This window comes from Streptosporangium sp. NPDC087985 (assembly GCF_044741965.1).
GTDB lineage: Bacteria > Actinomycetota > Actinomycetes > Streptosporangiales > Streptosporangiaceae > Streptosporangium.
In genome coordinates this window covers 1-25,274 of the sequence record NZ_JBIUTQ010000027.1, presented here as the reverse complement: position 1 = coordinate 25,274, position 25,274 = coordinate 1, and the positions used below count along the sequence as shown (strand labels likewise).

General features: G+C 67.8%; 26 protein-coding genes. 16 read left to right on the top strand and 10 right to left on the bottom strand.

Annotated features, from left to right (window positions below; all coding sequences use genetic code 11):
• The first annotated feature begins 16 nt into the window (after positions 1-16).
• The gene (locus ACIN94_RS30140; protein WP_400713422.1) at positions 17-1,654 is read left to right on the top strand and encodes a beta-N-acetylhexosaminidase; all 1,638 of its coding nucleotides are present in this window, start codon (positions 17-19) and stop codon (positions 1,652-1,654) included.
• A gap of 156 nt (positions 1,655-1,810) precedes the next feature.
• Here the strand turns inward: ACIN94_RS30140 and ACIN94_RS30135 are convergent, their stop codons facing one another.
• A complete protein-coding gene (locus tag ACIN94_RS30135) occupies positions 1,811-2,014 on the bottom strand; it encodes a heavy-metal-associated domain-containing protein (protein ID WP_400713419.1) in 204 nt (67 codons plus the stop codon).
• A 40-nt stretch (positions 2,015-2,054) separates the two neighbouring features.
• Positions 2,055-3,122, bottom strand: a complete 1,068-nt coding sequence (locus ACIN94_RS30130) for a quinone-dependent dihydroorotate dehydrogenase (protein ID WP_400713416.1) — start codon at positions 3,120-3,122, stop codon at positions 2,055-2,057.
• Between the two features lie 116 nt (positions 3,123-3,238).
• On the opposite strand from ACIN94_RS30130, the gene ACIN94_RS30125 reads away from it, so the two are divergent.
• Positions 3,239-3,622, top strand: coding sequence for a hypothetical protein (locus tag ACIN94_RS30125; RefSeq protein WP_400713413.1), 384 nt, complete (start codon positions 3,239-3,241; stop codon positions 3,620-3,622).
• A gap of 36 nt (positions 3,623-3,658) precedes the next feature.
• Here ACIN94_RS30125 and ACIN94_RS30120 read toward each other — a convergent pair whose 3' ends face one another.
• Complete coding sequence (locus ACIN94_RS30120; RefSeq protein ID WP_400713410.1) at positions 3,659-4,168, bottom strand: isochorismatase family protein; 510 nt, start codon at positions 4,166-4,168, stop codon at positions 3,659-3,661.
• 341 nt (positions 4,169-4,509) lie between these two features.
• On the opposite strand from ACIN94_RS30120, the gene ACIN94_RS30115 reads away from it, so the two are divergent.
• From ACIN94_RS30115 to ACIN94_RS30105, 3 genes are all read left to right on the top strand, one after another.
• Positions 4,510-4,728, top strand: coding sequence for a hypothetical protein (locus ACIN94_RS30115; protein ID WP_400713407.1), 219 nt, complete (start codon positions 4,510-4,512; stop codon positions 4,726-4,728).
• Positions 4,729-5,130: 402 nt separating this feature from the next.
• Positions 5,131-5,940 (top strand): signal peptidase I, encoded by an 810-nt coding sequence (lepB, locus tag ACIN94_RS30110; protein ID WP_400713404.1) that lies wholly within the window; start codon positions 5,131-5,133, stop codon positions 5,938-5,940.
• A 128-nt stretch (positions 5,941-6,068) separates the two neighbouring features.
• A complete protein-coding gene (locus ACIN94_RS30105; protein WP_400713401.1) occupies positions 6,069-6,938 on the top strand; it encodes a universal stress protein in 870 nt (289 codons plus the stop codon).
• Here the strand turns inward: ACIN94_RS30105 and ACIN94_RS30100 are convergent.
• The 3 genes from ACIN94_RS30100 to ACIN94_RS30090 form a co-directional block, all read right to left on the bottom strand.
• Positions 6,871-8,790 carry a glycoside hydrolase family 15 protein gene (locus tag ACIN94_RS30100; protein ID WP_400713398.1) on the bottom strand — a complete coding sequence of 640 codons (1,920 nt, stop codon included), beginning with the start codon at positions 8,788-8,790 and terminating at the stop codon, positions 6,871-6,873. The two genes, ACIN94_RS30105 and ACIN94_RS30100, sit on opposite strands and share 68 nt — an antisense overlap.
• A 222-nt stretch (positions 8,791-9,012) precedes the next feature.
• Entirely contained in the window at positions 9,013-9,201 is a 189-nt protein-coding gene (locus tag ACIN94_RS30095; protein WP_400713395.1) for a hypothetical protein, read from the bottom strand.
• Positions 9,198-9,545, bottom strand: coding sequence for a hypothetical protein (locus tag ACIN94_RS30090; protein ID WP_400713392.1), 348 nt, complete (start codon positions 9,543-9,545; stop codon positions 9,198-9,200). Before ACIN94_RS30090 ends, ACIN94_RS30095 begins: the two co-directional genes overlap by 4 nt.
• 156 nt (positions 9,546-9,701) lie before the next feature.
• On the opposite strand from ACIN94_RS30090, the gene ACIN94_RS30085 reads away from it, so the two are divergent.
• The 5 genes from ACIN94_RS30085 (at position 9,702) to ACIN94_RS30065 (ending at position 15,475) form a co-directional block, all read left to right on the top strand.
• The gene (locus ACIN94_RS30085) at positions 9,702-10,970 is read left to right on the top strand and encodes a sensor histidine kinase (RefSeq protein WP_400713389.1); all 1,269 of its coding nucleotides are present in this window, start codon (positions 9,702-9,704) and stop codon (positions 10,968-10,970) included.
• Positions 10,967-11,635: a response regulator gene (locus ACIN94_RS30080; RefSeq protein ID WP_400713595.1), complete on the top strand. Its 669-nt coding sequence runs from the start codon at positions 10,967-10,969 to the stop codon at positions 11,633-11,635. The genes ACIN94_RS30085 and ACIN94_RS30080 overlap by 4 nt, the downstream gene beginning before the upstream one ends.
• Positions 11,636-11,716: 81 nt before the next feature.
• Entirely contained in the window at positions 11,717-13,186 is a 1,470-nt protein-coding gene (locus tag ACIN94_RS30075; protein ID WP_400713386.1) for a nitrilase-related carbon-nitrogen hydrolase, read from the top strand.
• A complete protein-coding gene (locus ACIN94_RS30070; RefSeq protein WP_400713383.1) occupies positions 13,183-14,397 on the top strand; it encodes an amidohydrolase in 1,215 nt (404 codons plus the stop codon). Before ACIN94_RS30075 ends, ACIN94_RS30070 begins: the two co-directional genes overlap by 4 nt.
• A gap of 160 nt (positions 14,398-14,557) precedes the next feature.
• Positions 14,558-15,475, top strand: a complete 918-nt coding sequence (locus ACIN94_RS30065) for an NmrA family NAD(P)-binding protein (protein WP_400713380.1) — start codon at positions 14,558-14,560, stop codon at positions 15,473-15,475.
• A gap of 35 nt (positions 15,476-15,510) precedes the next feature.
• Here the strand turns inward: ACIN94_RS30065 and ACIN94_RS30060 are convergent, their stop codons facing one another.
• A complete protein-coding gene (locus tag ACIN94_RS30060) occupies positions 15,511-17,637 on the bottom strand; it encodes a prolyl oligopeptidase family serine peptidase (protein WP_400713377.1) in 2,127 nt (708 codons plus the stop codon).
• Positions 17,638-18,702: 1,065 nt separating this feature from the next.
• On the opposite strand from ACIN94_RS30060, the gene ACIN94_RS30055 reads away from it, so the two are divergent.
• Together ACIN94_RS30055 and ACIN94_RS30050 are read left to right on the top strand one after the other, a co-directional pair.
• Positions 18,703-18,999, top strand: coding sequence for a helix-turn-helix domain-containing protein (locus ACIN94_RS30055; protein ID WP_400713374.1), 297 nt, complete (start codon positions 18,703-18,705; stop codon positions 18,997-18,999).
• A 52-nt stretch (positions 19,000-19,051) separates the two neighbouring features.
• Entirely contained in the window at positions 19,052-19,486 is a 435-nt protein-coding gene (locus ACIN94_RS30050; RefSeq protein ID WP_400713371.1) for a transposase, read from the top strand.
• A gap of 7 nt (positions 19,487-19,493) precedes the next feature.
• Here the strand turns inward: ACIN94_RS30050 and ACIN94_RS30045 are convergent, their stop codons facing one another.
• On the bottom strand, positions 19,494-19,871 hold the full coding sequence (locus ACIN94_RS30045; protein WP_400713368.1) for a DUF4267 domain-containing protein: 378 nt from the start codon (positions 19,869-19,871) through the stop codon (positions 19,494-19,496).
• A gap of 113 nt (positions 19,872-19,984) precedes the next feature.
• On the opposite strand from ACIN94_RS30045, the gene ACIN94_RS30040 reads away from it, so the two are divergent.
• Positions 19,985-20,566: a TetR/AcrR family transcriptional regulator gene (locus ACIN94_RS30040; protein ID WP_400713365.1), complete on the top strand. Its 582-nt coding sequence runs from the start codon at positions 19,985-19,987 to the stop codon at positions 20,564-20,566.
• A gap of 84 nt (positions 20,567-20,650) precedes the next feature.
• Complete coding sequence (locus ACIN94_RS30035; RefSeq protein ID WP_400713362.1) at positions 20,651-20,992, top strand: tyrosine-type recombinase/integrase; 342 nt, start codon at positions 20,651-20,653, stop codon at positions 20,990-20,992.
• An 87-nt stretch (positions 20,993-21,079) separates the two neighbouring features.
• Here the strand turns inward: ACIN94_RS30035 and ACIN94_RS30030 are convergent, their stop codons facing one another.
• Entirely contained in the window at positions 21,080-22,063 is a 984-nt protein-coding gene (locus tag ACIN94_RS30030) for a BtrH N-terminal domain-containing protein (protein ID WP_400713359.1), read from the bottom strand.
• 206 nt (positions 22,064-22,269) lie between these two features.
• Positions 22,270-22,398, bottom strand: coding sequence for a hypothetical protein (locus ACIN94_RS30025; RefSeq protein ID WP_400713356.1), 129 nt, complete (start codon positions 22,396-22,398; stop codon positions 22,270-22,272).
• Between the two features lie 158 nt (positions 22,399-22,556).
• Between ACIN94_RS30025 and istA the strand changes: the two genes are divergently transcribed.
• Together istA and istB are read left to right on the top strand one after the other, a co-directional pair.
• Positions 22,557-24,035, top strand: a complete 1,479-nt coding sequence (gene istA, locus ACIN94_RS30020; protein WP_400713592.1) for an IS21 family transposase — start codon at positions 22,557-22,559, stop codon at positions 24,033-24,035.
• Positions 24,032-24,811, top strand: a complete 780-nt coding sequence (istB, locus tag ACIN94_RS30015; protein ID WP_400713353.1) for an IS21-like element helper ATPase IstB — start codon at positions 24,032-24,034, stop codon at positions 24,809-24,811. Before istA ends, istB begins: the two co-directional genes overlap by 4 nt.
• The last annotated feature ends 463 nt before the right edge of the window (positions 24,812-25,274 follow it).

Below are 25,274 nucleotides of genomic sequence, written 5' to 3'. Positions count from 1 at the left end.
TGACATGATCTGAGGTATGACCGACCTTCTGCCATGGCCGGCTGTCTTCGAGCCTGCCGATGGTTCCTTCGCGCTCTCCCCCGGCATCTCCGTCTCCGGTCCCGCCGAGCTGGCGGACGGGGTACGACGGGCGCTGGCCGTACTGGATCCGCGGCCCGCGGAGGCGGGAGCCGTCGTGGTGCAACGGGCCACGTCGCTGGGCCCGGAGGCGTACACCCTGGAGGTGACGGCCACGGGGGTGCGGATCACCGCCGGGGGCCGGGCCGGGGCGTTCTACGCGGGCCAGACGCTGCGACAGCTGCTTCCCCACGGGGCGTTCCGGACGGTCGCCCAGACCGGCTGGACCGTCCCGTGCGGCCGGGTGGAGGACGCCCCCCGGTTCTCCTGGCGCGGCGTGCACCTGGACGTGGCGCGGCACTTCATGCCCAAGCGCGAGGTGCTCCGGATGGTCGACATCATGGCCGTGCACAAGCTGAACCGGCTCCACCTGCACCTGGTGGACGACCAGGGGTGGCGGGTCGAGAGCCGGGTCGCCCCCCGGCTGCACCAGGTCGCCTCGTATCGGCCGCGCACGATCGTCAGCCGCCGCGGGGAGGACCCGGTCTACGACGAGGTGCCGCACGGCGGCTACTACACGCTGGACGACCTCGCCGAGATCGCCGCCTACGCCCGTGCCCGGGCGGTGACGATCGTGCCCGAGATCGACGTGCCAGGACACGCCTCGGCGATCCTGGCGGCCTACCCCTCGCTGGACGCGCGGGCCACGGACGGCCGGACACCCGAGCCGTTCCCCGTGCTGGACCGCTGGGGCATCTCCCCCGCGATCCTGTCCCCGCTCCCCCCGACGGTCGGCTTCCTGACCGTGGTGATCGACGAGATCCTCGGGGCGCTGGGCGAGACACCGTACGTGCACCTCGGCGGGGACGAGTGCGTGCTCGACGACTGGGCCGCCGCACCGGAGATCGTCGCGTTCCGGGAGGAGCTCGGACTGGAGAGCCTGAGCGACCTGCACGCCTGGTTCCTGCGCCGGCTGGCTGACGTGCTCGCCGAGCGGGGCAGCCGGGCGATCGTGTGGGACGAGGCGTTCGTCAGCGGCATGCTCCGGCCCGACACCATCGTGATGCCGTGGCGCGGGATGGGGGTGGCCCGGCGCGCCGCCGAGGCCGGGCACGACGTCGTGCAGACGCCGGTCTTTCCGCTCTACTTCGACTATGCCGAGGCCGCCTCCGAGGAGGAGCCGCGCGCCATCGGCGACGCGATCACCGTGTCGGACGTCGCGGCCTTCGACCCGGCGCCGCAGTCCTGGACGGCCGGCCAGCGGGAGCGTGTGCTGGGGGCGCAGTTCCAGCTCTGGACCGAGTATCTGCCCGACGGCCGGGCGGTGGACTACCGAGCCTGGCCTCGGGGCTGCGCACTGGCCGAGGTCGCCTGGTCGGGCTCGACCGGCCCCGGGTTCGCCGCCCGGCTCGAAGGACACCTCGGCCGGCTGGACGCGCTGGGGGTCGAGTATCGCCCGGCCGCCGGCCCGCGCCCCTGGCAGCGCGGCGGAGCCGGCCACCGCGGCCACCGCCCGGGAGCCGTCCAGGTGGAGGGGATCATGGAGCACCTGGAGGAGCTGACGCACCTCGCGGACTCGACCCGGCCGAGCATGTGACCTCTCGCACCGTCCGACTCGACCCGGCCGAGCCCCTGCGGCCCGGCGTGGCGGCGGTGAGCCGTCCGCGCCCGAGGAGCGTGGGGTGACGGGCGGTGCCCCGGTCGGCGGGTGGCGACAGCCGGGGCGCAGCCGTATGGCGTCGGGGGCCTGCGGTCAGGCGGCCACCTCGTAGCCGGCTTCCTTGATGGCGGCACGGATGGCGGCGTCGTCGAGGGAGTCCCCGGAGACGTCCACCCGGCCGCTCTCCAGGTCGACGTCGACCCCCGTGACGCCGGGGACCTCGGCGACCTCTTCCTTGACCGAGCTCACGCAGTGGCCGCAGGTCATGCCGGTGACGGTATATGTGCTCACGCTCATCGCGACTCCCATGTCCAAAGTTACCCACCTAGGGTATTACTCAGGTCGCGGTGCGACCGATGATCTCGCGCAGGTCGGTGACACCGTGACGGCGGAGGCGGCGGGCCAGCCCACGATGGATGCGATGGGCCCAGAGAGGGCCCTCGTAGATCAGCGCGCTGTAGCCCTGGACCAGGGTGGCGCCGGCGAGGAGGCGCTCCCAGACGTCGTCCACGTTCTCGACGCCCCCCACGGAGACGAGCACCAGGCGGTCACCCACCCGGCTGCGCAGCCTGCGCAGCACCTCCAGCGAGCGGGCCTTCAGCGGGCGTCCGGACAGGCCGCCGGTCTCGGTGCTGGAGACGCCTTCGCGGCTGATCGTGGTGTTGGTCGCGATGATGCCGTCGAGCCCGAGCTCAAGGGCCAGGTCGGCGACCGCGTCCACGTCGTCGTCGGCCAGGTCGGGCGCGATCTTGACCAGCAGCGGGGTGCGCTTGGGGGTGCTGTCGGCGACCTCCTTGACCGCGGTGAGCAGGGGGCGCAGGAGGTCGACCGCCTGGAGGTCGCGCAGGCCGGGAGTGTTCGGCGAGCTGACGTTGACGACCAGGTAGTCGGCCAGCGGAGCCAGCTCCCCGGCGCTGGCCACGTAGTCGTGGACGGCCTCGGACTCGGGCACGACCTTGGTCTTGCCGATGTTGACACCGACGATCGCCGGGACGCCGCGGGGCCTGCCCAGCATCCGGGCCGCGGCGCTCGCACCGGCGTTGTTGAAGCCCATCCGGTTGATGATCGCCCGGTCCCTGACGAGGCGGAACAGGCGGGGCCTGGCGTTGCCGGGCTGGGCATGCGCGGTGATCGTGCCGACCTCGACGTGGCTGAAGCCGAGCGCGGACATGGCCTCCACGCAACCGGCGTCCTTGTCGAAGCCCGCCGCCAGCCCGAACGGGCCGGGGAAGTGCACGCCGAAGGCCTGCACGCGCAGGGCGGGGTCGCGTGGCGCGAGACGTCGGTGAACGAGCCGCTTGACCACGGGCGTCACCGAGAGAAGGCGGAGCGCGCCGAGCGTCAGATGGTGCACATCCTCCGCGTCGAGGCGGCTGAGGACCTGCGTGAAAACGAATCGATACATCACCGCTCAGGTTAGTCCTCCTGCGGAGCGGAGCTCGCGCCGACCACCCGGAGGCCTTGCACTGCCGTCAATAGATCGTTAAGTGTTCGGCAAGTGGGGACCGCCAGGGTGGAGACATGAGCACATTGTCACGTTCCGCCATCGCCCGTCGGCGTCGCACGCTGACGCATGTCATGCTCCGCGATATGGCGGAGACCGGCGACACCACCGTGCCGCCGTGGTGGGATTCCGAAGTCCAGCGGGAGTTCGGCGGCCTGGGCGGGTTCCTGTCCGAGCTGAGCCGCCAGTGGTGGACGGCCTACTCCGCACACCTGGACGCGCTGATCGAGCTCGGCACAGGCGACCCCACCCAGGCGTGGACCGACGTCGCCGAGCAGATGCCACACCTGCGGGCCGTGCTCGACGCCTACGCCGGCGAGTCCACCCTCGCCGAGGCCGAGCGACGCCACTGCGACGTGCTGCGCTGGACCGCCCGGCGCGAGAGCCGCCACGCCGCCTGAGCCTCGTTCATCCTGTTGCCCGTGGTCGTCACAGGATCACGGCATGGAGACCTCCTCCAGATCCACGACCTTCACCCCCACCGCGGCAAGCTCCCGCTCGACCTCCCCCGAGACGGCCGCGGCGGCCTCGTCTCCGTCGTAGGTGGCGTGGGCGCCGCGGACGAGGGTGAGCGCGTGCCCCCGCCCGAGCGCCGCCAGGGAAGTCTCCCTGACGCACCACTCACTCTGCATCCCGGCGACGACAAGGGACGCCGAGGGCGGCAGGATCGAGGCGAGGTCGGTGCCGAGGAAGGCGTCCGGGGTGTGCTTGTCGACTACGTGCTCTCCCGGGAGCACCTCGTGGACCAGCTCCCAGCCCGGGGTTCCCGGGAAGTCGGGATCGTCCTCCCCTCCGTTGTTGCGCACGAAGACGACGGGCATCCCGCCCGCGCGGGCGCGCTCCAGCAGCGTCGCGATCATGGAGGAGACCTCCTGCGCACCGGGCACCGGTTCCGGCGGCAGAAGCATGTTGCGCTGGACGTCGATGAGAAGCAGAACCTGATTCATATGGGAACTCTAGTTCGCATTCCATGTCGCGGGAAGGCCCCGTCGAGATCGTCGCGGACGGCGGAGCCGGCGGGAGACTCGGCGGCAAGGAGGCCCGCCGAGCCGGCGCCTTTCCCCTCGTTTCCTACCAGATTTCTGGTCGCGGGCACCCTGCGGCCAGCTACATTCAGGGGCAAATCAACGTTCGGGCGGCACTGTCAGCAATTTGATGACTACCTTGTGCTACCAAGTAGAATGTTGAGGCTCGATGGGGAGGCCGGTGTCTCCTCCGCAGAGCAGGAACAGACCAGCCGGCCGGACCCAGAAGTGTTCGACGGCCCCCTCAGGAAGGAAGCCGTCCCATGGATTCCCAGCCCATCGTGTGTCATACCTGCACAGGTGTTCTCCTCGCCGCCGACTCCCGCACGTACACCCCGCAGCGAGGGCGCCTGATCCTGACCAACGGATACTGTGCCTGCCCGACCGCCGAGGAGCCGGACACGCAGATGCAGCAGGAACAGGGGCAGGGGCAGGGGCAGGAACGGTTCTCCCCCGCCCAGGCCGCAATGGTGAACGCCTGAGGGAGCCCGGTCATCGGAGGGTGAGCCGACGCGGCTTCCGGCGCGGCGTCTCACAACGGGCCGCGGGGCGCGGCTTCAGCCGGACAGCCCCCAGGACGCGACCACCGCGAGACCGCTCGTTCCGATCATTCCGATGAGAACCAGTATGGCGATGACTCGACGATTCATGCCCCGAGCCTAGCCAGAGACCCTCGGTGTGGCCGTCCGCCGGACAACGGCCACACGAGCGGCACCCGCCTTTCCGACCAATCCGCATATCTTCGCCACCACCGCGGCGGACCGGAGATCATCAGGGCATCCGTCCACCTCAACGTCGGGTGTCGACCGTGAGAATGATTTAGGCTCATCATCGTTGGCTAGCGAAGAACGGGCTACGGCGTACGCCGCCCCGCCGAGGACGAGGTGCACGTGGTCGCGGAAGACATCGAGCAGTCGGCCAAGAGTGGCAAGAAGAAGCGCTCATTCTGGCTGGAGTTCCCCCTCCTGGTCGTGGTCTCCGTTCTGCTCGCACTGCTGATCAAGACTTTCGTCATCCAGGCGTTCTACATCCCGTCGGAGTCGATGGAGAACACGTTTCTCGTCAACGACCGGGTCCTGGTCAACAAGCTCGTCTACCACACCCGCGACATAGAACGCGGTGACGTCGTGGTCTTCTCCGGGGTCGACTCCTGGAAGGGAGAGGTCGAGATTCCGGAGCCGTCCAACCCGGTCGCGGCGTTCCTCCAGTGGGCCGGCACCGCCTTCGGCGTGGTGCCGGGAGAGAAGGACTACATCAAGCGGGTCATCGGCGTGCCCGGTGACGTCGTGAAGTGCTGCGACGTGAAGGACCGCGTCACCGTCAACGGAGTCCCGCTGGAGGAGCAGGACTACCTCTACCCGGGCGACAAGCCGTCGGGCAGATCGTTCGAGATCAAGGTTCCGCCGGGACGGCTCTGGGTGATGGGCGACCACCGTTCGGTGTCGTACGACTCCCGCATGCACCAGGGCGACCCGGGCGGCGGCACGATCCCGGCCGAACAGGTGGTCGGCCGTGCCTTTGTGATCGTGTGGCCGTTCTCCCGCGCCACCACGATCCCGATCCCTGACACCTTCTCCCAGCCCGCGCTGAAGGTCGCCGGGGCGATGGGCGGGGCGGCACCGCTCCTGCTCGGGTTCACCGGCGCGGTGCCCCTGGTGCTCTGGCGCCGCCGCTGGCTCCTGAAGCGGCCCTAAGCGCCGCCACCGACCCCTGAAGCGGTCCTAAAGGAAGTCCCCTGACCTGGGTGTGGCACTCGCCATAGCCGGTGAAATGAGACAAGTATGGAGGTGAGGGGCGCAGGGGGCACGGGGAAGAGGTAGTGATGCATGCACATGACAAGCGGCCCGTGGTCGTCGGATACGACGGTTCGAAAGCAAGCGAGCAGGCTCTCCGGTGGGGCGTCAGCGAGGCCCGCATGCGGTTCGTCCCCCTGGTCGTCTGCCATGCCTGGCAGTGGCTCTATCCCATGCCTCCCGTCTATTCCGACACGCTGGAGGCCGTACGGCGGATAGGCCAGCACGTGCTCCACAGCGGAGTGAGCCTGGCGCAAGGCCTGGCCCCCCGGCTGGAGGTGGTGGAGAGGCTGGAGATGGGGTCGCCCGCGGTCGTCCTGGTAGGCGAGTCGTCCGCCGCGGAGTTGGTCACGGTGGGGCCACGCGGGGCCGGCGGCTTCGAGGAACTGCCGGTCGGTTCGGTCGCGATGCAGGTCGCCGCGCATTCCTACTGCCCGGTGGCCGTCGTCATGGGACCGGACCGGCCCGCCACGGGCCGCGTGGTGGTCGCCGTGGAGGGCGCCAGCCCGGAGCGGTCAGGACTCGGAGTGGCGTTCGAGGAGGCGAAACTACGGCAGGCGTCGCTACTGGCGATCTGCCTGTGCCCCGAAGGCATGGACGACACCCGGCAACCGGCCACCCGCTTCTACAGCACCATCTCGATATGGGAGGAGAAGTACCCCAACGTGACCGTGGACACCGCGGTCGAGACGCGGCCCCACACGACGGTGATGCACCGTGCGGCCGACCACGCGGATCTGGTGGTGGTCAACGGCCGCGAGCAGGACGACCCGGTCGAACTGCCGCTCGGCATGCTCTCTCAGTCGCTGCTGCGCGGAGCGCCATGCACGGTCATAGTGATTCCGGAACGGATGTCCGCAATGTCCTCGCGCCCAGTGAGTCGTGTTCCGCCCGGATGATGTGGATGACCGCGTTGATGAGGGCCAGATGGGTGAAGGCCTGGGGGAAGTTGCCCAGATGGCGCCCGGTGACGGGGTCGAGCTCCTCGGCGTAGAGGCCGAGAGAGCTGGCGAAGGAGAGGACCTTCTCGCAGAGCCTGCGGGCATGGGTCTGCTCCCCGATCTCCGTGAGCGCCGAGACCAGCCAGAACGAGCAGATCGTGAAGGTGCCCTCCTCGCCGGACTGGCCGTCGTCGGTCTCCTTCGCCACGTAGCGCATGACCAGGTCGTCGACGGTCAGCTCGTTGGCGATGGCCATGACGGTGTTGCGGATCCTGGGGTCGTCGGGCGGTAGGAAGCGCACCAGCGGGAGGAGCAGGAGTGAGGCGTCAAGGGCGTCGGTCTCGTAGTGCTGCCTGAAGATTCCGCTCTCGGTCACCCCGTGGGCACAGACGTCGGCGTGGATCTCGTCGGCGGCCGCCTGCCAGCGCTCCGCCAGCTCGAAGTCGTGGCGGAGCCGGGCGAGCCGCGCGCCGCGGTCTGTCGCCACCCAGCACATGACCTTCGACGAGGTGAAGTGCTTGGGCTCACCACGCACCTCCCAGATGCCCCGGTCGGGCTCCTGCCAGTGCTTGATGGCTGCCTCGACCTGGCGTTTCAGGATGGGCCAGATCCGCTCGTCCAGGCGGTCTCGGGATCGGGTGTGGATGTAGAAGGAGTCGAGGACCGCTCCCCAGACGTCGTGCTGGCGGTGTTTGTAGGCGGCGTTGCCGATCCGGACGGGCTTGGCCCCCTCGTAGCCCTCCAGATAGCCGAGGATATGTTCCTCCAGGTCGCGTTCGCCGTCGACGCCGTACATGACCTGGAGCTCTTCGTCCTTCTCCGCGACGTCGGCGATGAACCAGAAGAAGTCGTCGGCTTCCCAGTCGAATCCGAGCGTGTACAGGCCCCAGAGGGCGAAGGTCGAGTCGCGGATCCAGCTGTAGCGGTAGTCCCAGTTCCTGTCCCCGCCCGGCGTCTCCGGCAGGGAGGTGGTCGCCGCCGCGACCATTGCCCCGGTCGGGGCGAAGGTCAGGCCTTTGAGGGTGAGGGCGCTCCGCTCCAGGAAGCTGCGCCAGGGATGGTCGGGGAAGCCGCCCCGGGCGAGCCAGTGCTGCCAGTGATGGGCCGTCCACACGAGCCGTTCGTACGCGTCCTCGAAGGTGTAGGGCGGTTCGTGAACGGTCCAGGACAGCGCGCAGAAGCGCGTGTCCCCCTCTCTCAGCAGGGTGCGCGCCGTCGCCCGTGAGGCTTCGAACCCCAGCCGCATGTCGGTGGTGAGCCTGAGTTCCAGGTTCACCCCCTCTCCCTGCGCGACGCCCTGGTGGTAGCCCCGGTCCGTGTATGCCCAGTGGGCCTGTCTCCGGCCGTAGTCGAACACCGGCTCGCAGTCGAGGGTGATCTGCATCTCCCCGCTGACGCAGCGCACCGTGCGCAGCAGCACGTGGCTGGCGTCGTAGTCGGTCGGCGCCCTCCGGTGCGTGTGGGAGAGTTCGTCATGATGATGCCAGGGGCCTATGAGCAGCAGGTCACGGACGACGACCCAGCCGGTCGGCGTGCCCCAGCTCGTCTCCAGCACCATGGTGCCCGGCAGATACCGGCGCGCGGCCGGGACCCTGAGGTCGGCGGGACCGAGCCGGAACCCTCCGGCGTCCCGATCGAGGATGGCGGCGAACACGCTGGGAGAGTCCAGCCGGGGCAGGCACAGCCACTCGATGTTTCCGCTCGGTGCGACCAGAGCGGTTACCTCGCAGTCGGACAGGAAACCGTAGTCCGCGATGGGTGGGAAAGGAGAGCGTTCGCAGAAGGCCCTCGTCGGTGAATCAGTCTTCATGCGATGACCTGCTTTCCCGAGAGATCTCGTCCGGAGCTCACCGGCGGTCGGATCGGTCTCGGCGGCCTGTTGCGATCATGGATCGTGGGGCACGTCCGGCCTGTGCGGGGGTGCCCCGCGCGACCGGTCCCCGCGGACTCCCGGCGGTGACCGTCCTACCCTCGACTGTAGGCATCCGGATCCCCGGTTCGGAAGGCGTGGCCGGGCAGCGAGAGTCGGCCTTTAGGGATGCCCGTCATGCACATGACCAAGTTTTGACCCGACCGGCCGGTGGCCGGGGGTGGTCAGCAGCAACTGCTGCTCCGCGTTCCGCCAGTGCCGTCCGGTGGCGAGTTCGGCCGCGATGCCGAGGATGCTCAGCACAGCCAGGCCGAGGAGACCGGACCGCAGCGTCGCGGAGCTGTCGCTCAAGGCGTCAGTGCCGAGACGATCTTGTCGACCGTTTCCTGTCCGGGGTTGTACTTGGCGATGTTCTGCCGTAGCGAGGTGAGGTTGTGATCATCAGCGGCGTAGGGCCGGTATGCGACGACCTCCTTCGCCCAGCGTTCGGGGTTGGACACACCGACGGCCTTGATCGCGGCGGCGATCTCACTCTCGCTGGCGGTGTTCGCTGAGACCTTCCCGGCGTGGTTGGAGCCGCTCGTGGCTCCGGTGGGACCGGATGACTGATCCGATGGCGATCCGCCACAGGCGGTGAGCGAGACGCAGGCGGCCAGTGCTGCCGCGAGAGCCAACTTCGTTGTCGCCGATCCCATGGTGGTCCGTCCGGTGTGTAGTCCTTGTCGGTCACCTACAGATTGGCCACATTCATCTCAGAAGAAGCTCTACAAGACGTGAAAATCAACTGAAAATAACATCATCCCTGTCCGTAATATATGGAAAGATCGCTAAATCTCACAGGAATGCCAGACATGAATCATTTAAGGTATTTCTGTCTTTGGGGGGTCACCGCCGAGGGCAGGGAAAGACCGCCGGGCTCCACGGCGTCTCCCTCCCCCGCCCTCGACGCCACGATCACCGGTGCGGTGCTGACCGCCACCCTCTGGCCCTCACTGACCTGGGCTTCCGGCGGATGGTGGGGGGTGATGTCGGCCCTTGGCGCGTCGGTGCCGCTGCTGTGGAGGCGGCGGGCGCCCCTCCCCGTCGCCATCGTGGTCGGCGCGGCGACAACCGGGCTGGCACTGGCGCAGGCGATGCCGCCGCTGCCGTACGGCGCGCTGGTGTGCACGTATACGGTGGCCGCGCTCAGCCCGCTGCGCTGGCAGCTTCCGGCCGCCTTCTGCTGGGCGACGTCCCTGGCGGTCTCCTTCGTCGTCCCGGGGGAACCGCTGGACTCCTTCGGCTATGTCGGGATGGCATTCGCCACCGCGTACGCCCTGGGCCTGGGGACCCGGGCCCGCCGGGCGGAGATCACCGCACTGGAGGAGCGCACCCGCCGGCTGGAGGAGGAGCGCACGGCTGCCGCCGCGCGAGAACGCACCCGGATCGTGCGCGACATGCACGACATCCTGACCCACTCCGTCGGCATCATGGTCGTTCAGGCGGAGGCGGGCTCCCTGATGATCCGTACCCAGCCCGACCGGGCCGAGGCGGCGTTCGACGCGATCGGGCGGACCGGACGGGAGGCGATCGGCCAGCTCCGCCATATCTTCGGCGTACTGCGCGCCACCGGGACCGAGTCCGCTGAGCCCCTGCTCTCCGGCGTACCGCACGCCACCGGGACCGAGTCCGTGGAGCCCCTGCCGGGGCTCTACGCCGTGGAACGCCTGGTGGAACGGGTCAGGCAGGCCGGCCTGGAGGCGGCCGTCGAATCCCATGGCGAGCTCCGAGCCGTTCCGGCGGAGGTCGGCGTGACGGTCTACCGGCTGATCCAGGAATCGCTGACGAACACGCTCCGGCACGCCGGGGCCACCGAGGCCCGGGTACGGCTGAGCTGGTCACCGGACTCGCTGCGGATCGAGGTGACCGACAACGGCCGTGGTCCGCAGCCGACCGGCGGGAAGGGTGGGCACGGCCTGATCGGCATGCGGGAACGGGTCACGGCCTGTGGCGGTACGGTGTGGACGGGCCCCGGCCGCCGAGGCGGGTTCACCGTCACGGCGACGCTCCCGATACGGCCCCCGTCCGGAGAGGACGCTCCCGGTGCGGCACCACTCCAGCCCGGAGAGGTGAACCGCTGATGCTCCGCGTCCTCGTCGCCGATGACCAGGATCTGTTCCGCGGCGGCTTCTCCATGATTCTGGACGCACAGCCCGACATCACGGTGATCGGCGAGGCCGCCGACGGGGCGCAGGCCGTCCGCGCAGCGATCGAACTCCGCCCGGACGTGGTCCTGATGGACATCCGGATGCCGAACGTGGACGGGGTGGAGGCGACGAGGCGGATCTGCGAGTCCACCGCCGCCCGGGTGCTGGTGCTGACCATGTTCGATCTGGACGAGTACGTCTACGCCGCGCTGCGCGCCGGGGCCTGCGGGTTCCTGCTCAAGGACGTCCACCGTGACGAGCTGGTCCGCGCGGTCCGGGTGGTCGCGGCGGGAGAGGCGCTGCTGGCACCGACGGTGACCCGGCGGCTGATCGCCGGCCTGGCCCGGAGCGGACACCCCGTACCCCGGCTGAGGGCCCGGCTCGACGAGCTGACCGTCCGGGAGCGGGAGACTCTGGGGCAGGTCGCGCGCGGACTGTCGAATGCCGAGATCGCCTCCGAACTCGTGGTCAGCGAGCACACGGTCAAGACCCATGTGAGCAACCTGCTGGCCAAGCTCGGCCTGCGTGACCGCGCGCAGGCCGTCGTCTTCGCGTACGAGGCCGGCCTGGCCGTCCCGGGAGCTCACTCCCAGGAATGACCTCGGGTTCACCCTCGGCGGCGATCCCCGGAGGGGCCCCTCACGGGCAGCATCGGTCCCGATCCGTGAGGAGGCCATCCGATGCGCCCAGACACCACCAGCCCGGCCGATCCCAGCCCAGACCACCTCAGAGCAGCCGCCATGGCGTTACCGGCACTGGCACTCTCGGCCGTCCTGCTCTACTTCGGCACCGGCCTCCATCCGGTCCCCTGGCTCACCTGGCTGGCGCCCCTGCCGGTCCTGCTGCTCGCACCCCGGGTACCAGCGGTGCTCGCGGCCGTCACGGCACTGGTGGCCTGGAGCATCGGCGGCCTCAACCTGTGGACCCTGAGCCGGGACCGGCTGGAGATGCCGCTCCCGGCCGCGCTGCTCACGCTGCTTCTTCCGGCGGCGCTGGCCGCGCTGGCCGTACTGCTCTTCCGGGCTCTGGTACGGCAGGGCCGGCCGATCCTGGCGGCGACGGCCGTACCGGCGGTCTGGGTAAGCGCCGAATACCTCGTCGCGACCCTCACCCCCAACGGGGCGGTCTGGAACCTGGCCTTCACCCAGTCCGACGTTCTCCCGGTGATCCAGCTCGCCGCGCTGACCGGCGGGTGGGGCATAACGTTCCTGCTGATGGGTCTGCCGGCGGCCCTCGCGGCGTCAGACCGCCGGCGGTGGCGGGTCGGGGTGGGGGCGCTGGTCCTGGTGGCGCTGGTCATCGGTCTCGGAGCCGTACGGCTCGGCCTCGCGCACCCTCACGGGCCTGAACGGACGGTCGCGCTGCTGGCCTCCCGGCAGCAGGGCGACTGGGCACCGCTGGACACCCCGCGCGGACGGGAACGGCTCGACGACATGCTGGCGCGGCTGCGCGCCCTACCCCCGGGCACGGATGTGGCCGTGCTGCCCGAGGGCGGCTCCGTCGCCACCTCGGCCACGCTCCCCCTGTTCACCGGACCACTGGCGGCGCTGGCGCGGGACCGGCACATGGACATCGTCGCCGGGGTGATCGTCACGGACGCGGACCACAACGCGGCCATGGTCTTCCCCGCCACCGGAGGTGAGCCGAGCACCTACCTCAAGCAGCACATGGTGCCCGGCCTGGAACCGTACACCCCGGGCGACCAGCTGCTCCTCCTGCCGGGCGCGGGTGTGGCGATCTGCAAGGATCTGGACTTCCCCGAACTGGCGCGGGAGTACCGCCGGCGCGGCGCGGAGCTCATGTACCTGCCCGCCTGGGACTTCGACCTCGACGGCTGGCAGCACGCGCGGACGGCGGTGATACGGGGCGTGGAGAACGGCTTCTGGATCGTGCGCAGCGCCGCGGACGGGAACCTGACCGTCAGCGATCCGTACGGACGCGTCCTCGCCGAGACCGGTACCACCGGCCGCGCCCTCACGACGCTCACCGCGACCGTTCGAACAGGGGGGACCAGCACGTTCTTCACCTACGGCGGCGACTGGTTCGCCTGGCTCTGCCTGGCACTGACCGTCCTGCTGTCCGTCACCGTCCGCCGGGGGCTCGGCAGCGGCGCGGCCCAGGAGGTGGCGCCGATAAGTTTCCTTTCATGAACATTGCCATTACCAACGGATTTGTCGTACCAGTCGAGGGCGGGCCGATCGACGGCGGCACCGTACTGATCCAGGACGGCAAGATCGTGGCGGTTGCCCCCGATGCCGAGGTCAACGTGCCCGCCGGGGTCACGACTGTGGACGCGGGCGGCTCCTGGGTGCTGCCCGGCTTCGTCGAGGCGCACGGCCACCTCGGCGTCCACGAGGAGGCCGAGGGCTGGGCAGGCCAGGACACCAACGAGATGACCGACCCCAACGGTGCCCGGCTGCGCGCCCTCGACGCGATCAACCCGGCCGACGTGGGCTTCGCCGACGCCCTGTCCGGCGGCGTCACCACCGTCGTCATCAAGCCCGGCTCGGGCAACCCCATCGGCGGCCAGACGGTCGCGGTCAAATGCTGGGGCCGTACGGTCGACGACATGCTGGTCCGTGAGCCGGTGAGCGTGAAGAGCGCGCTGGGGGAGAACCCCAAGCGGGTCTACGGCGACCAGAAGAAGCTGCCCTCCACCCGGCAGGGCGTGGCCGCGGTGATCCGCGACGCGTTCACCAAGGCCCAGGACTACAGGGCCAGGCGGGAGCACGCCGAGGCCGAGGGCAAGCCGTTCGACCGCGACGGCACGCTGGAGATCCTGGTCCGGGTGCTCGACGGCGAGCTGCCCTGGTGCCAGCACACGCACCGGGCCGACGACATCGCCACCGCCCTCAGGCTGGCCGACGAGTTCGGCTATCGCGTGGTGATCAATCACGGCACCGAGGGGCACCTCCTCGCCGACGTGCTCGCGGAGCGGAATGTCCCTGTGATCATCGGGCCGCTGCTGACCAGCAGGTCGAAGGTGGAGCTACGCCAGCGGTCGCTGCGTAACCCCGGCATCCTGGCCCGTGCCGGCGTCGAGCTGGCGATCACCACCGACCACCCGGTCGTGCCGATCCACTTCCTCGTGCATCAGGCGACGCTCGCGGTCAAGGAGGGTCTGGACCCCGCGGTCGCGCTCCGCTCGATCACGCTGAACCCGGCCAGGATCATGGGGCTGGACGACCGGGTCGGCGCGTTGAAGCCGGGGCTGGACGGCGATGTCGTCATCTGGTCGGGCGACCCGCTCGACGTCATGAGCCGCGCGCTCCGGGTGTTCATCGAGGGCCGCGAGGTCTACAGCTTCTCGGCGGACAGGGGCGAAGGCGAGGTCGCCGACCCCTACTACCGCGAGGCCTGAGACCGTGGACCCGGCCGCGGCCGTTACGTCCCGCGCCGACCCCTGCTACCGCGAGGCCTGAGGCGGATCCTGCGGTGAGTCGCTCCGAGGCCGGCCGGCGGCAGGGATACGGCTGGAACAGCGCGGGTAGCAGATCCTCGATACCGGTGAGGAGATGCTGATGTCCGATGAACGACCGATTCTCGTAACCGGCGCTGCGGGGAGCGTCGGAGCGGTCGGCCGGACCGTGGTCGAGATTCTGCGGCAACGCGACCTACCCGTCCGTGCGCTTGTCCGTCGCGAGGACGACCGGGCGGCGGCGCTACGCGCCACGGGCGCTGAGGTCGTGGTCGGCGATCTCACTCGCGGCGCGGACGTCGTCCGTGCGATGACCGGCTGCCGCCGCGTGTACTTCGGCATGAGCGTGTCCACCTCGTACCTGGAGGCAACGGTCACCATGGCGGCCGCCGCTCGCGAGCAGGGGAACGTGGAAGTACTCGTCAACATCTCGCAGATGACCGTCTCCCAGATGAACCTCACGAGTACGACGGAATCACGTCAGCAGCGGCTGCACTGGCTCGCCGAACAGGTCCTCGACTGGTCCGGCCTGCCCATCGTGCACGTACGGCCGACCGTTTTCATGGAGAACCCGCTTTTCATGACCTTCGCCGTCTCCTCGATCGCCAGGGACGGCACGATACGCCTGCCCTTCGGCTCCGGCCGTACCTCACCGGTCGCGTCCCGTGACGTCGCCGAAGTGATCGCGACGATCCTCGTGGCCCCCTCCCCGCATATCGGGAAGATCTACGAACTGACCGGACCGCGATCCCAGGACCTGACCACCATGGCGGCGGAGTACTCCGAAGCGCTGGGCCGGCCCGTCACCTACGTGGACGTGCCCTATCGGCAGTGGGTCGACCAGGAACTGAGCACTCTCGGGCTGCCCCCCCATGTCTTCGATCACCTCGCCACCATGGCGCGCCTCCACTCGGAAGGACGCTACGACCGCTTGACGCGTGACGTCGAGAAGATCACTGGAAGGCCGGCATCGAGTGTGCGGGATTTCGTCGCGGATCATCTCGCGCTCTTCCAAAGGTGAAGCCACTCTCAGCGTTACTGTCACTCAGGCCGTTCTCAGTTTGGTTCTGCGGCAGTCTCGTAAAGACGCATGGTTGTTTTTTTCGGTGATAGACCGGTGTATTTTCCGGCGAAGGCCAGGATGTCCGCGGTCAGGGCGTGTTCTTTACTCGCGGGGAAGGCGGCGTGGGCGGTTTCGGGTTCTCGACGCATGAGGATCGGTCGGTCACTGCTGGTGGCGTGTTGGAGGGCCGCGCACATTTTGGTGACGTGAGCCTCTCCGGTCTGCAGATCGGTTACCGCGCCGGTGAGGAGGAACGCGGGATAGGGGGTTCCCGGCGTGATGTTGTGGTAGGGGGAGTATGTGAGTAGCCATTGGAGTTGTTCGAATTGGGAGGCGGTACCGAATTCGTCCGTCCATGTGCATCCCAGGCCGAAGTGTTCGTAGCGCACCATGTCACATAGCGGGCCTTCGGCGATAACCGCGGCGTACAGGTCTGGTCGCTGTGTGGCGGCGGCGGTGACCAGGAGTCCGCCGGCGGATTGGCCAAAGATCGCCAGCTGGTCGCGGGTGGTTCGACCGGTGTCGATGAGCCAGGTCGCGGCGTCGTTGAAGTCGCTGACCGCACGGTGTTTGTGTGGTCCGCGGCCGGCGTCGTGCCAGTGTTGGCCTTCTTCGCCGCCTCCGCGTACACAGGCGACCGCGTAGATGCCGCCGGCGCTGACCCACGCGGCTGCCATGGGGAAGAACCATGGGCGCATCGGCATGCCGAAGCTGCCGTAGCCGTAAAGGAGGGTGGGGCGGGGGCCCTGATGTTCTTCAACCGGGGTGAACAGGAACAGCGTGATCTCGGTACCGTCGCCGGCCTGACAGCGAACGCTGCGGCTGCGGATTTCCGGAGTATGTCCGGCTACCGTGGCGCCGGTTTCTTGTTCCGTCCTCCCGCTGGTGGCGTCGTAGCGGTAGATGGTGGGGGGTGTGGTCGCATCGCAGTAGCTGAACCATGCGTGATGTCCGCGTGGGATGTTTGTGCGCAGGGATGACACGACGCCCGCGCCGGGAAGGGGCAGACCGGTGAGCAGCCGGCCACTGGCCAGGTCGTGCAGTGTCAGGGTGGAGGTGCCGTGGCGGGTGCGTGCCACCAGCAGGCGGGGTCGCGGAAGCGCCGGGTCGTCCAGGACCAGACACTCGTCCAGGGGGGCCTGGGGATCTTCGGCTACCAGCGTGCGCCATGCAGCCGGGTCGGTATCGTGCCGGTACGCCATGCAGATGCGGCCACACGGGGCCTGATAGTCGGTGACCAGCAGCAGATTGTTGTCCGCGAGGAAGCGTGGGAGAACACGGGCGCGTATGGTGCGTCCGTCCACGATCTTGACGAAATGCGGGGCTTCCGGATCGATGAGCTCGGCCACGTACACATCGTTGTGTGAGGCGGGCCCAACCATCGCAGTGATCGCCAGATAGCGGCCGTCGGCGCTGACCGTGAGCCCGTAATAGTGGTCTGGGGCATCGTCGCCGCCGAACACCACCGCATCGGCCTGCCAGGGCGAACCGATCCGATGCAACCTCACCCGCCGCTGCAAACGCATGTCGCCGGGGGCCAGTTCCTCATCAGGAACACGGCTGACGTAGTAGAACGCATCCCCTCCCGGCAGCCAGGCAAACGAGGTGTTACGGGCGCGTGGCAACGGCCCGTCCACCGCCTCCCCGGTACGCACGTCCAGCACCATGATGTCGCTGCCGGGCTGCTCGGCGACCTCCATCTGGACAGCCACACGTTCGCCCTCGCGCGATGGCCACCAGGCACACAGCCCGGTATGGCCGGACGGATCGATCTCTACCGGATCGACCAGCACCCGCCTGTTCCCCTCGGCGTCAACGACGAGCAGGCGCCGCTGCTCATCCCCACGGAGCTGCTCGGCAAGGAACATGACCGGACCACGCACCATCGGAGACTCCGACACGCCGAAGGAGGACACCTGATCCACCAGAGACGCCCACGACTGCTTCTCACGCCATCCGGCGCTGTACGCGCGGAAGAGACGATCCTGGGCCGCAGTCCAGTCCCGCACGCGCGCATCACTGCCGTCTTCCAACCACCGGTAGGGATCGGAGACCGGGAATCCGAACAGGTCCTCCACCACATCGCCGCGCCATGCGGCAGGGTAGAACAATCGCTTCACAGACGCCCCCGATACATCGCCCCGCCTGCCATAGGTCGAGGTACTGCGGCCTGATACGCACCGCAGCACCTCGGCTCGATCAGCTACGACTCGCCGCGGAGAATATCCGCCTGCCAGCCGCGCACGCCCCCGAATCGGGCAGCCGGAGTGGAATCCTTATACGGCAGGTATCCGTTCATGTGAGCCTCCTAAATCTGTTGATTCGCCCGAAATGGGCGATTTCGACAACAACTATCCCCGGGCCTGGGATCGATAAACACAGGCGTCAGCTCTCGACAGTGAGCGTCAATCCTCCCGAATCCTCGGTACATACGGGCCGGAGAGCCGGTCGGCCATATTGGCTATTCTCCTGCTAATATTTCGTGCAAGAGAAGAAGGCATTCTGGAATGCCGCAGGGAGATCAATCTCGCGCAAAAGCAATTCGGAGCCTTCCGAGATAGATCCCAGGGCTGACGGAGTTCTCACATCGTGAGACCGAGAGCAATCAACGGGTTGCCGAAGTCATCATCCACGTCCGAGACGCAGGACTCGGGCGCGACCGATAGAGATGCCCGGGGCGCCGCCACAATCCGTCCACCGCCCTCGGTGGCGCCCGCAGTACCCGGCGGTATCTGCGTAGCCGTCGCATCGCCGCCACGATCCCGGAGAAGAAAGACCAACTGGCCCACCGCAAGAGGCGTGGCTCGCGGGGTGGCCGGCCGTACGCCTTCGATACCGAGATCTACAAGCGGCGCAACGTGGTGGAGCGGGCCATCGCGCGGCTCAAGCAGTACCGCGCGCTGGCCTCGCGCTACGCCAAACGCGCCGTCATCTACCGCGCGCAGGTCCTCTCGTCGCGGCCCTGACCTGGCTCTCATGATTCACAGGACAGGCTCTGGGCGCGTTGTCGTCATCGTTGCCGTCAGGTTCAAGGGCGTTGAGCGCCTGCTTGCACACGGGTGAATCGCCCCGGCGTCGACCGTGATGAGTCCTTCTAGTGGCTCGTCTCGCATCGTTGGGTGGGTAAACGACGTCCCGTCTGATAGTCAGCGGACTGTCTCCAGGACCTGATCTTGGAGGTGGTCATGGGACGTCGACCGAGTGTGTTCGTCCGTCCGGTCAGTATGGAGGAGGGCCGCCGCCTGCAGCGGATCAGCCGGACCGCGAAGGACCCGGTCAGGTTGCGGCGGGCGATCGTGGTGCTGATGTCCGCCCAGGGCCAGACGGTCAAGGACATCACCTCGCTGATGCGGGTCGGCGAGGACTACGTCCGCGATGTCATCCAGGCCTTCAACGAGCGGGGTTCGACGCGCTTGACCCAAAATGGAGCGAGGGACGCCCCAGGACGATCGGTGAGCGGGTGCGCGAGCACATCTGCCTGATCGCCCGGACGTCCCCCGCCGGCTGCGGGCCACCTACAACCGATACGGCGGCGTGATGCACATCCTCGCCGCCCTCGACCTGGCCACCGGAAAGATCTACTACAGGATTCGGCAGCGTAAGCGGTGGCGAGAGTTCCTCGGCCTGCTCAAGGCCCTGCGCTCGCGCTGGCCCGGAGAGAAGCTGTACGTCGTCCTGGACAACTTCTCTCCGCACAAGCATGCCGAGGTCCGCAGCTGGGTCGCTGACAACGACGTCGAGCTGGTCTTCCTGCCGACCTACGGATCCTGGCTGAACTGGATCGAGTCGGAGTTCGCGGCCCTGCGCTATTTCGCCCTCAACGGCACCGACCACCGCACCCCCGAGGAGCAGAACGCCGCGATCGCGGCCTACGTTCGCTGGCGCAACGCCCGCGCCGAACCGAAGACCAGCTTCGCCCTAGACTCACCCATCCGTCAGTGGACGCAATACCCGGCCCAAGCGGCGTGACACGCGGTTACGCGACGAGCAGGAGCACGCTGATCGCCAGCATGACCACGGCGGTGGTCCCGTGGATGCCGTAAACGGCGGCCTTGGGCCCGTTGCTGCGCAGCACGATCAGCGCGTCGCCGACGGGTATACCGGTGGCAGCCAGCATGAACCAGCCCAACAAGTTGGGTGTCGCTCCAGCCAGCAGGATGAAGATGAAGAGCCCCGAGGCTATGTCGCGCACGGCCTTGACGGACAGCCAGGCCTGGAAGTTCCGGTCTTCGGTCGGCGTGCCGGGGATGCCAAAGCCAACCGCGGCCTGCGGTGCCCAAAAGGCGCGCGCGCCGACGAAAATGATGCCTGCGCCGATCAGCCCGGCGAGCACGTTGGCGACGTTGGTGAGCATGGGTTGCTTCCCCTCTCGGTGGCAGCGCCCGCAGCGATTCCTGCCGGCGCTAGTAGTGATAGCGAGGATAGGCCCAGCCTCGACAGGATGTCTAGCGTTGCTAGGATGTCGTCATGTCCGCCATCCACGAGCGCCGTGAACGTGAACGCGCCCACCGTCATCAGCTGATCATCACAGCCGCGCGCGAACTCGCGGAGGCCGAAGGCTGGGAGGCGGTGACGACGCGACGGCTGGCTGAACGCGTCGAGTACAGCCAGCCGGTGCTGTACAGCCACTTCAACGGCAAGAACGCCATCGTGAGCGCCGTCGCCGTCGACGGCTTCAGCGAACTCGCCGCCCACCTGCGCCGCGCGCGGCAGGCCGCCCCCGAACCGGGGCAGGCCCTGCGCGCCGTCTGCCGCGCCTACCTGGAGTTCGCGACCGAGCGACCTGCCCTGTACCAGGCCATGTTCGTCCTGCCCACCGACGTGAAGTTCGCGAGCGCCGAGACACCACCCCCGCTACGGGCCGCTTTCGGCGAGTTCGTCAGCTGCTTCCGCCCGGACAACGAGCGACGCGAACTGTTCGCCGAAGTCACCTGGAGCGCATTGCACGGCATGGCCGTCCTGTCCGACAGCGGCCGCATCCCCCCGGACGGCCAGGAGGAACGGCTCGATTTCCTCGTCACTCAGATCGCTGGCTCCCCAGCGGGCTGACCACGCAACAAAGGGCAATTGAAAGGCCAAGGATCTGAGCCGAGCCACTAGGTGAACTGACCACGTACCGTTACCACCACATTCGTGCCAGAGTCGAAAACCGTACAATCTCAACGTTCCGACTGCTGGGACGACTCGGAGGAACACGGCCTCGTCTTCCCGTCCCGACGCGGTACCCCGATGGAACCGGACAACCTCCGGCGAAGCTGGGGAGCAATCCGCAAGGCCGCCGGCCTCGGCGACATGCGCTTTCACGATCTCCGCCACACCTGCGTCACGCTGCTGCTCAACCTCGGCGTACTGCCCCAGGGCGTCCGCGACATCGTCGGCCACAGCGACATCGAGGTGACTATGACGATCTACGCTCACGTCTCCCTCGACGACAAGCGCAACGCCCTCGGCAAACTTGGAGAAGCCCTTCAGTAGCTTGGCATCGTGCCCTGCCTTCTCCCCTAGTCAGGGCACGACAACCATTACTCAGGCCGTACCCGTACAGTCGGCTTTCCCTTTGAGCTACAACTGACGCAGCACCTGCATGGCGTCCTTCTCGATGCGCGAAAGATCGTGGAGGATGACGCCGGCCTGCTCGAGGTACCCCGCGTCGCCGCTCTCTCCAGCCTTCGCGATCAAGGTAGACACGTCCGTCCACAGGACGGCGGCATCGGCGTACAGCCTGTGACCGGCGCGGAGGTTGCCGTCGTCGATCAGCCGGGTGCACTCGTCGAGGAAGTCGCGATAGAGGGCGCGAAACAGGGCACCGCCGGTGCCGCCCTTCTCCATGAGGAGGGCGGCCTGCGGCAGGTCCTGCTGCGGCTCGCCGGCGCGTAGCAGCCATCTGGGCACCTGTTTGCCGGCTTTCTCGATGCCGCGGTGGCCCAGGTTCGCGATGGGAGCGGCGAGGAAGGCGTCGGCGCAGTCTTTGATGGCGGGGATGATCTGGTCCTGCCAGGAAAGCGGGTGAGCCGGCAGGGTGATGGTGAAGGATCGGTTCCTGGCGGTCATCGGGCCGCGTTCGGCCCGCGCCATGGCGAGGCTGGCCCGGCTGGTGCGCACCGCTCCTCCCTGCTGGTCGGTGTCCACAAGGTAGACGTCGTGCTCGTCGTAGCCGTACATGGCGACGACATGACCGCCGAAGTGCACCTTGGAGCGGAAATAGTCCAGGTGGTAGCAGTCGAGCTGGAGGCCGACCGGCCGACCGGCGTCGATGGAGGCGGCCACGTTCTCCCACGCCTTGCGCGGTGAGGTGGTCTCCTCGGCCATTAACGTCAGCCCCAGCCTGGCGGCCAGGTTCCTGGTGAGATCGAAAGGCTTGACGCGGCCTCCGAGAAAGGGGAACGCCATGCCCTTGCTGTCCCAATAGATGAAGGACAGGCCCGACCCCAGCCCGAACAGCATGGGCTCGGACAGATCAAGTCCCTCATGCCGCAACAGCACCCCCAGTGCCGTCGTCTCGCAGTGGTGCATGCCGCGGGCCTCGATGTCCTTCACGATGGTCATGCGTCGCTCTTCTCATGCTGATGCGGCGAACGGTCACACCGTCCCCATCCCTGATACCTTCATGATCAACCACTGGGGGCCGCTGGGAGTAGCATGAGGCCCCCCACAATGGGAGAGTCCACCCGAGACCGGACTCACCCTCGACACTCTGGCAAACCCATGACCGACTCTACGAATTCAACCTGTGTAACAGCTGAACTGCTCGATCATCCATCATCAGAGCGTTCAACGTCGAAGACCCCCTCAAAGATGTACTCGTCCGGATCCTCTTTCGACTGGACGTATCTCTCAAAGCGCCGAAGCAGATCGAACTCGGGATCTTTGTCCGTGGCCATGTAAAAGTCCCCACAGGTGGCCAGTTCAAGGTCACCACTGATGGCCGATTTAGGTCCCCGCTTCTCGTTCGCGTGTCGTCGGGAAGTGTGTGCCCTGAGCGGTGATCGTGACGGTGTCAGCCAGTCACGAGATCACCGCTCAGGGGGTCTGCCCGGCCATGAAGTCTTCGGGGGAAGTCATGGACATCATCGCCGCCTACCGTGAGGTAGGCACCTATCGCGGGGCCGCGCAGATGTGCGGCACCACCCACAAGACCGTCAAACGCATCATCGAGCGAGCGCTGACGGCAGACAAGACGCCGAGCCGTAAACGCCGCGAGCACAACTTCGACGCGGTCGCTGAACTGGTCACCGAGAAGGTGAAGGCCACCGCAGGGAAGATCTCGGCCAAACGGCTGCTGCCGCTGGCCCAAGCCGCCGGTTATGACGGGTCGGCCCGCAACTTCCGGCGTCTGGTCGCATCAGCGAAGAAGGCCTGGCGGCGCGAGAACCACCGCGGGCGCCGTCCGGCGGTCTGGACACCAGGCGAGATGCTGGTCATCGACTGGGGTGATGCCGGCGGCGGACTGCACGTGTTCTGCGCGGTGCTGGCCTGGTCCAGGATCCGGTTCGTCCGTTTCGCCGACAACGAGCGAGCCACCACGACGCTGAGGCTGCTGGCCGAGTGCTTCGAGGAACTCGGCGGGGTGCCGAAGATGGTGCTGGCCGATCGGATGGGCTGCTTGAAGGGCGGCGTGGTCGCCAACAAGGTCATCCCGACCGCCGACTATGTTCGCTTGGCGACGCACTACGGTTTCCGGCCGGACTGGTGCCAGGCAGCCGATCCCGAGTCGAAGGGGATTGTGGAGAACCTGGTCGGCTACGCCAAACGTGACCTGGTCGCACCCCAGGCCCCGTTCGATGATCTGACGGTTGCGAACGTCGCGGCCAGGCAGTGGTGCGCCGAGGTCAACGCGGTGTCACACTCGGAGATCTGCGCCATCCCGATGGAGCGGCTGGCCGCTGAACGGGATCTGCTGGGTGCTTTGCCATCGCTGCGACCTGCGGTCGGCAAGGCACCGGCCACGCGCAAGGTCGACAAACTCTCGTGCGTGCGGTTCGGCTCAGCTCGCTACTCGGTGCCCACCCACCTGATCGGTGCCAGGGTCGCCGTCACCGAGGCCGAAGGACGGCTGCTGGTGTCTGACGTGGCCACCGGGGAAATCGTCGCTGAGCACGTCCCGGTCGCTCCCGGCCAGGCAGCGGTCACCGACGAACACTATGGCGGTCCCCGGCCCGCGCCACGGCGCGCCGCGCGTCCCAGGACCGAGACGGAAAAGGTCTTCCTCGGACTCGGCCCGGTCGCCGAAACGTTCTTGGCCGCTTCAGCGGCCTCGGGCAACACCCGGCTGGGCGCCGATCTGGTCGAGCTGGCCGCGCTACGCGCCGCGCACGGCGATGAGGCACTGGTCGCTGCGCTAGAGCGGGCAGTTGCTTTTCGCCGCTGGCGGGCCGAGGACGTGCGCTCGATCCTGGCCGCCGGAGCGGGAACCGCGCAGGTCCGTCCAGCCGGAGACGCACTGGTCCTGGAGTTGCCGCAGGTGCCGACCCGGCCGCTTTCGGCTTACACCCTCGACAAGATCGGAGAGGTGTCATGACCGCGTCTGCCCCTCCGGCGCTGGCCGCCGATCTCGATGGCGGGCTACGTCGTCTGAAGCTGTCGACGATTCGCCGCCTGGCGCCCGAGCTGCTCCTTACCGCCCGCACGCAGCGGTGGAACCCCGAGGAGTTCCTGCGCACCCTCATTGAGGCCGAGCTGGCCGCTCGGGATGCCTCCAACGCCCGGACGCGGATGAAGACCGCCGCGTTTCCGGTTATCAAGACGATCGAGGAGTTCGATGTTGCCGCCTCCTCGATCCCCCGGGCGACGTTCGACTACCTGGCCAGCTTGGAGTGGGTCCGCGCCGCTGAGAACTATTGCGCGGTCGGCCCGGCCGGCACCGGCAAATCCCATAGCCTCATCGCTTTCGGCGTCGCCGCCGTCCAGGCCGGCCACAAGGTCCGCTACTTCACCGCCGCCGAACTGGTCGAGACGCTCTATCGAGGACTGGCCGACAACTCCGTGGGGCGCGTGATCGAGAGCTTGCTGCGCGCCGACCTGGTCATCATCGACGAGGTGGGGTTCGCTCCGTTGGACGACACCGGCGCCCAGCTGCTGTTCCGATTCGTCGCTGCCGCCTATGAACGCCGCGCCCTCGGAATCGGTTCACACTGGCCCTTCGACCAGTGGGGTCGTTTCTTGCCCGAGCACACCACCGCTGTCAGCCTGCTGGATCGCCTCCTGCATCACAGCATCGTCGTCGTCACCGAAGGTGAGTCCTTCCGCATGAGACAGGCCCGAACACGGGGCCCAGGACGGCTCATCAAGAAGTAGTCAACTACGAAGAGCTGGGGACTTTTTCCTGGCCACCAGCGGCGACACGCACTTGGCCGTTGACAATCTTCGCCTGGTCTGTAGACCGCATAGCGGATGGGACATTTACCAGTCGCCTGATCGTAAGTGCCATCGCGAGACCCGCCGACCAGGCGCACTCGACGGCGCCGCGTCTCAGCACGACGCCTCTCCCACTTCTGCCGAACAGCCTGTCGTGAGATCCCTCGCGCCTTGCCGATGTCTGTATATTCGTCTTCTCTGGGGGCCGTTGCTGTCATTGGAGATCAAAAAAGCCCCGAACGATGATCGTTCGGGGCATCTTTGCTGCTCAGCTGCTGTGGTCAGGGGCGGGGTCGAACCGCCGACCTTCCGCTTTTCAGTCTTTGATGTGGCTGCGCGCACGCCCTGCGGGCGTGAAAATCGGGGGTGGTTGCCCGCCGACGTCGAGTCCGCCTGGTGCCTG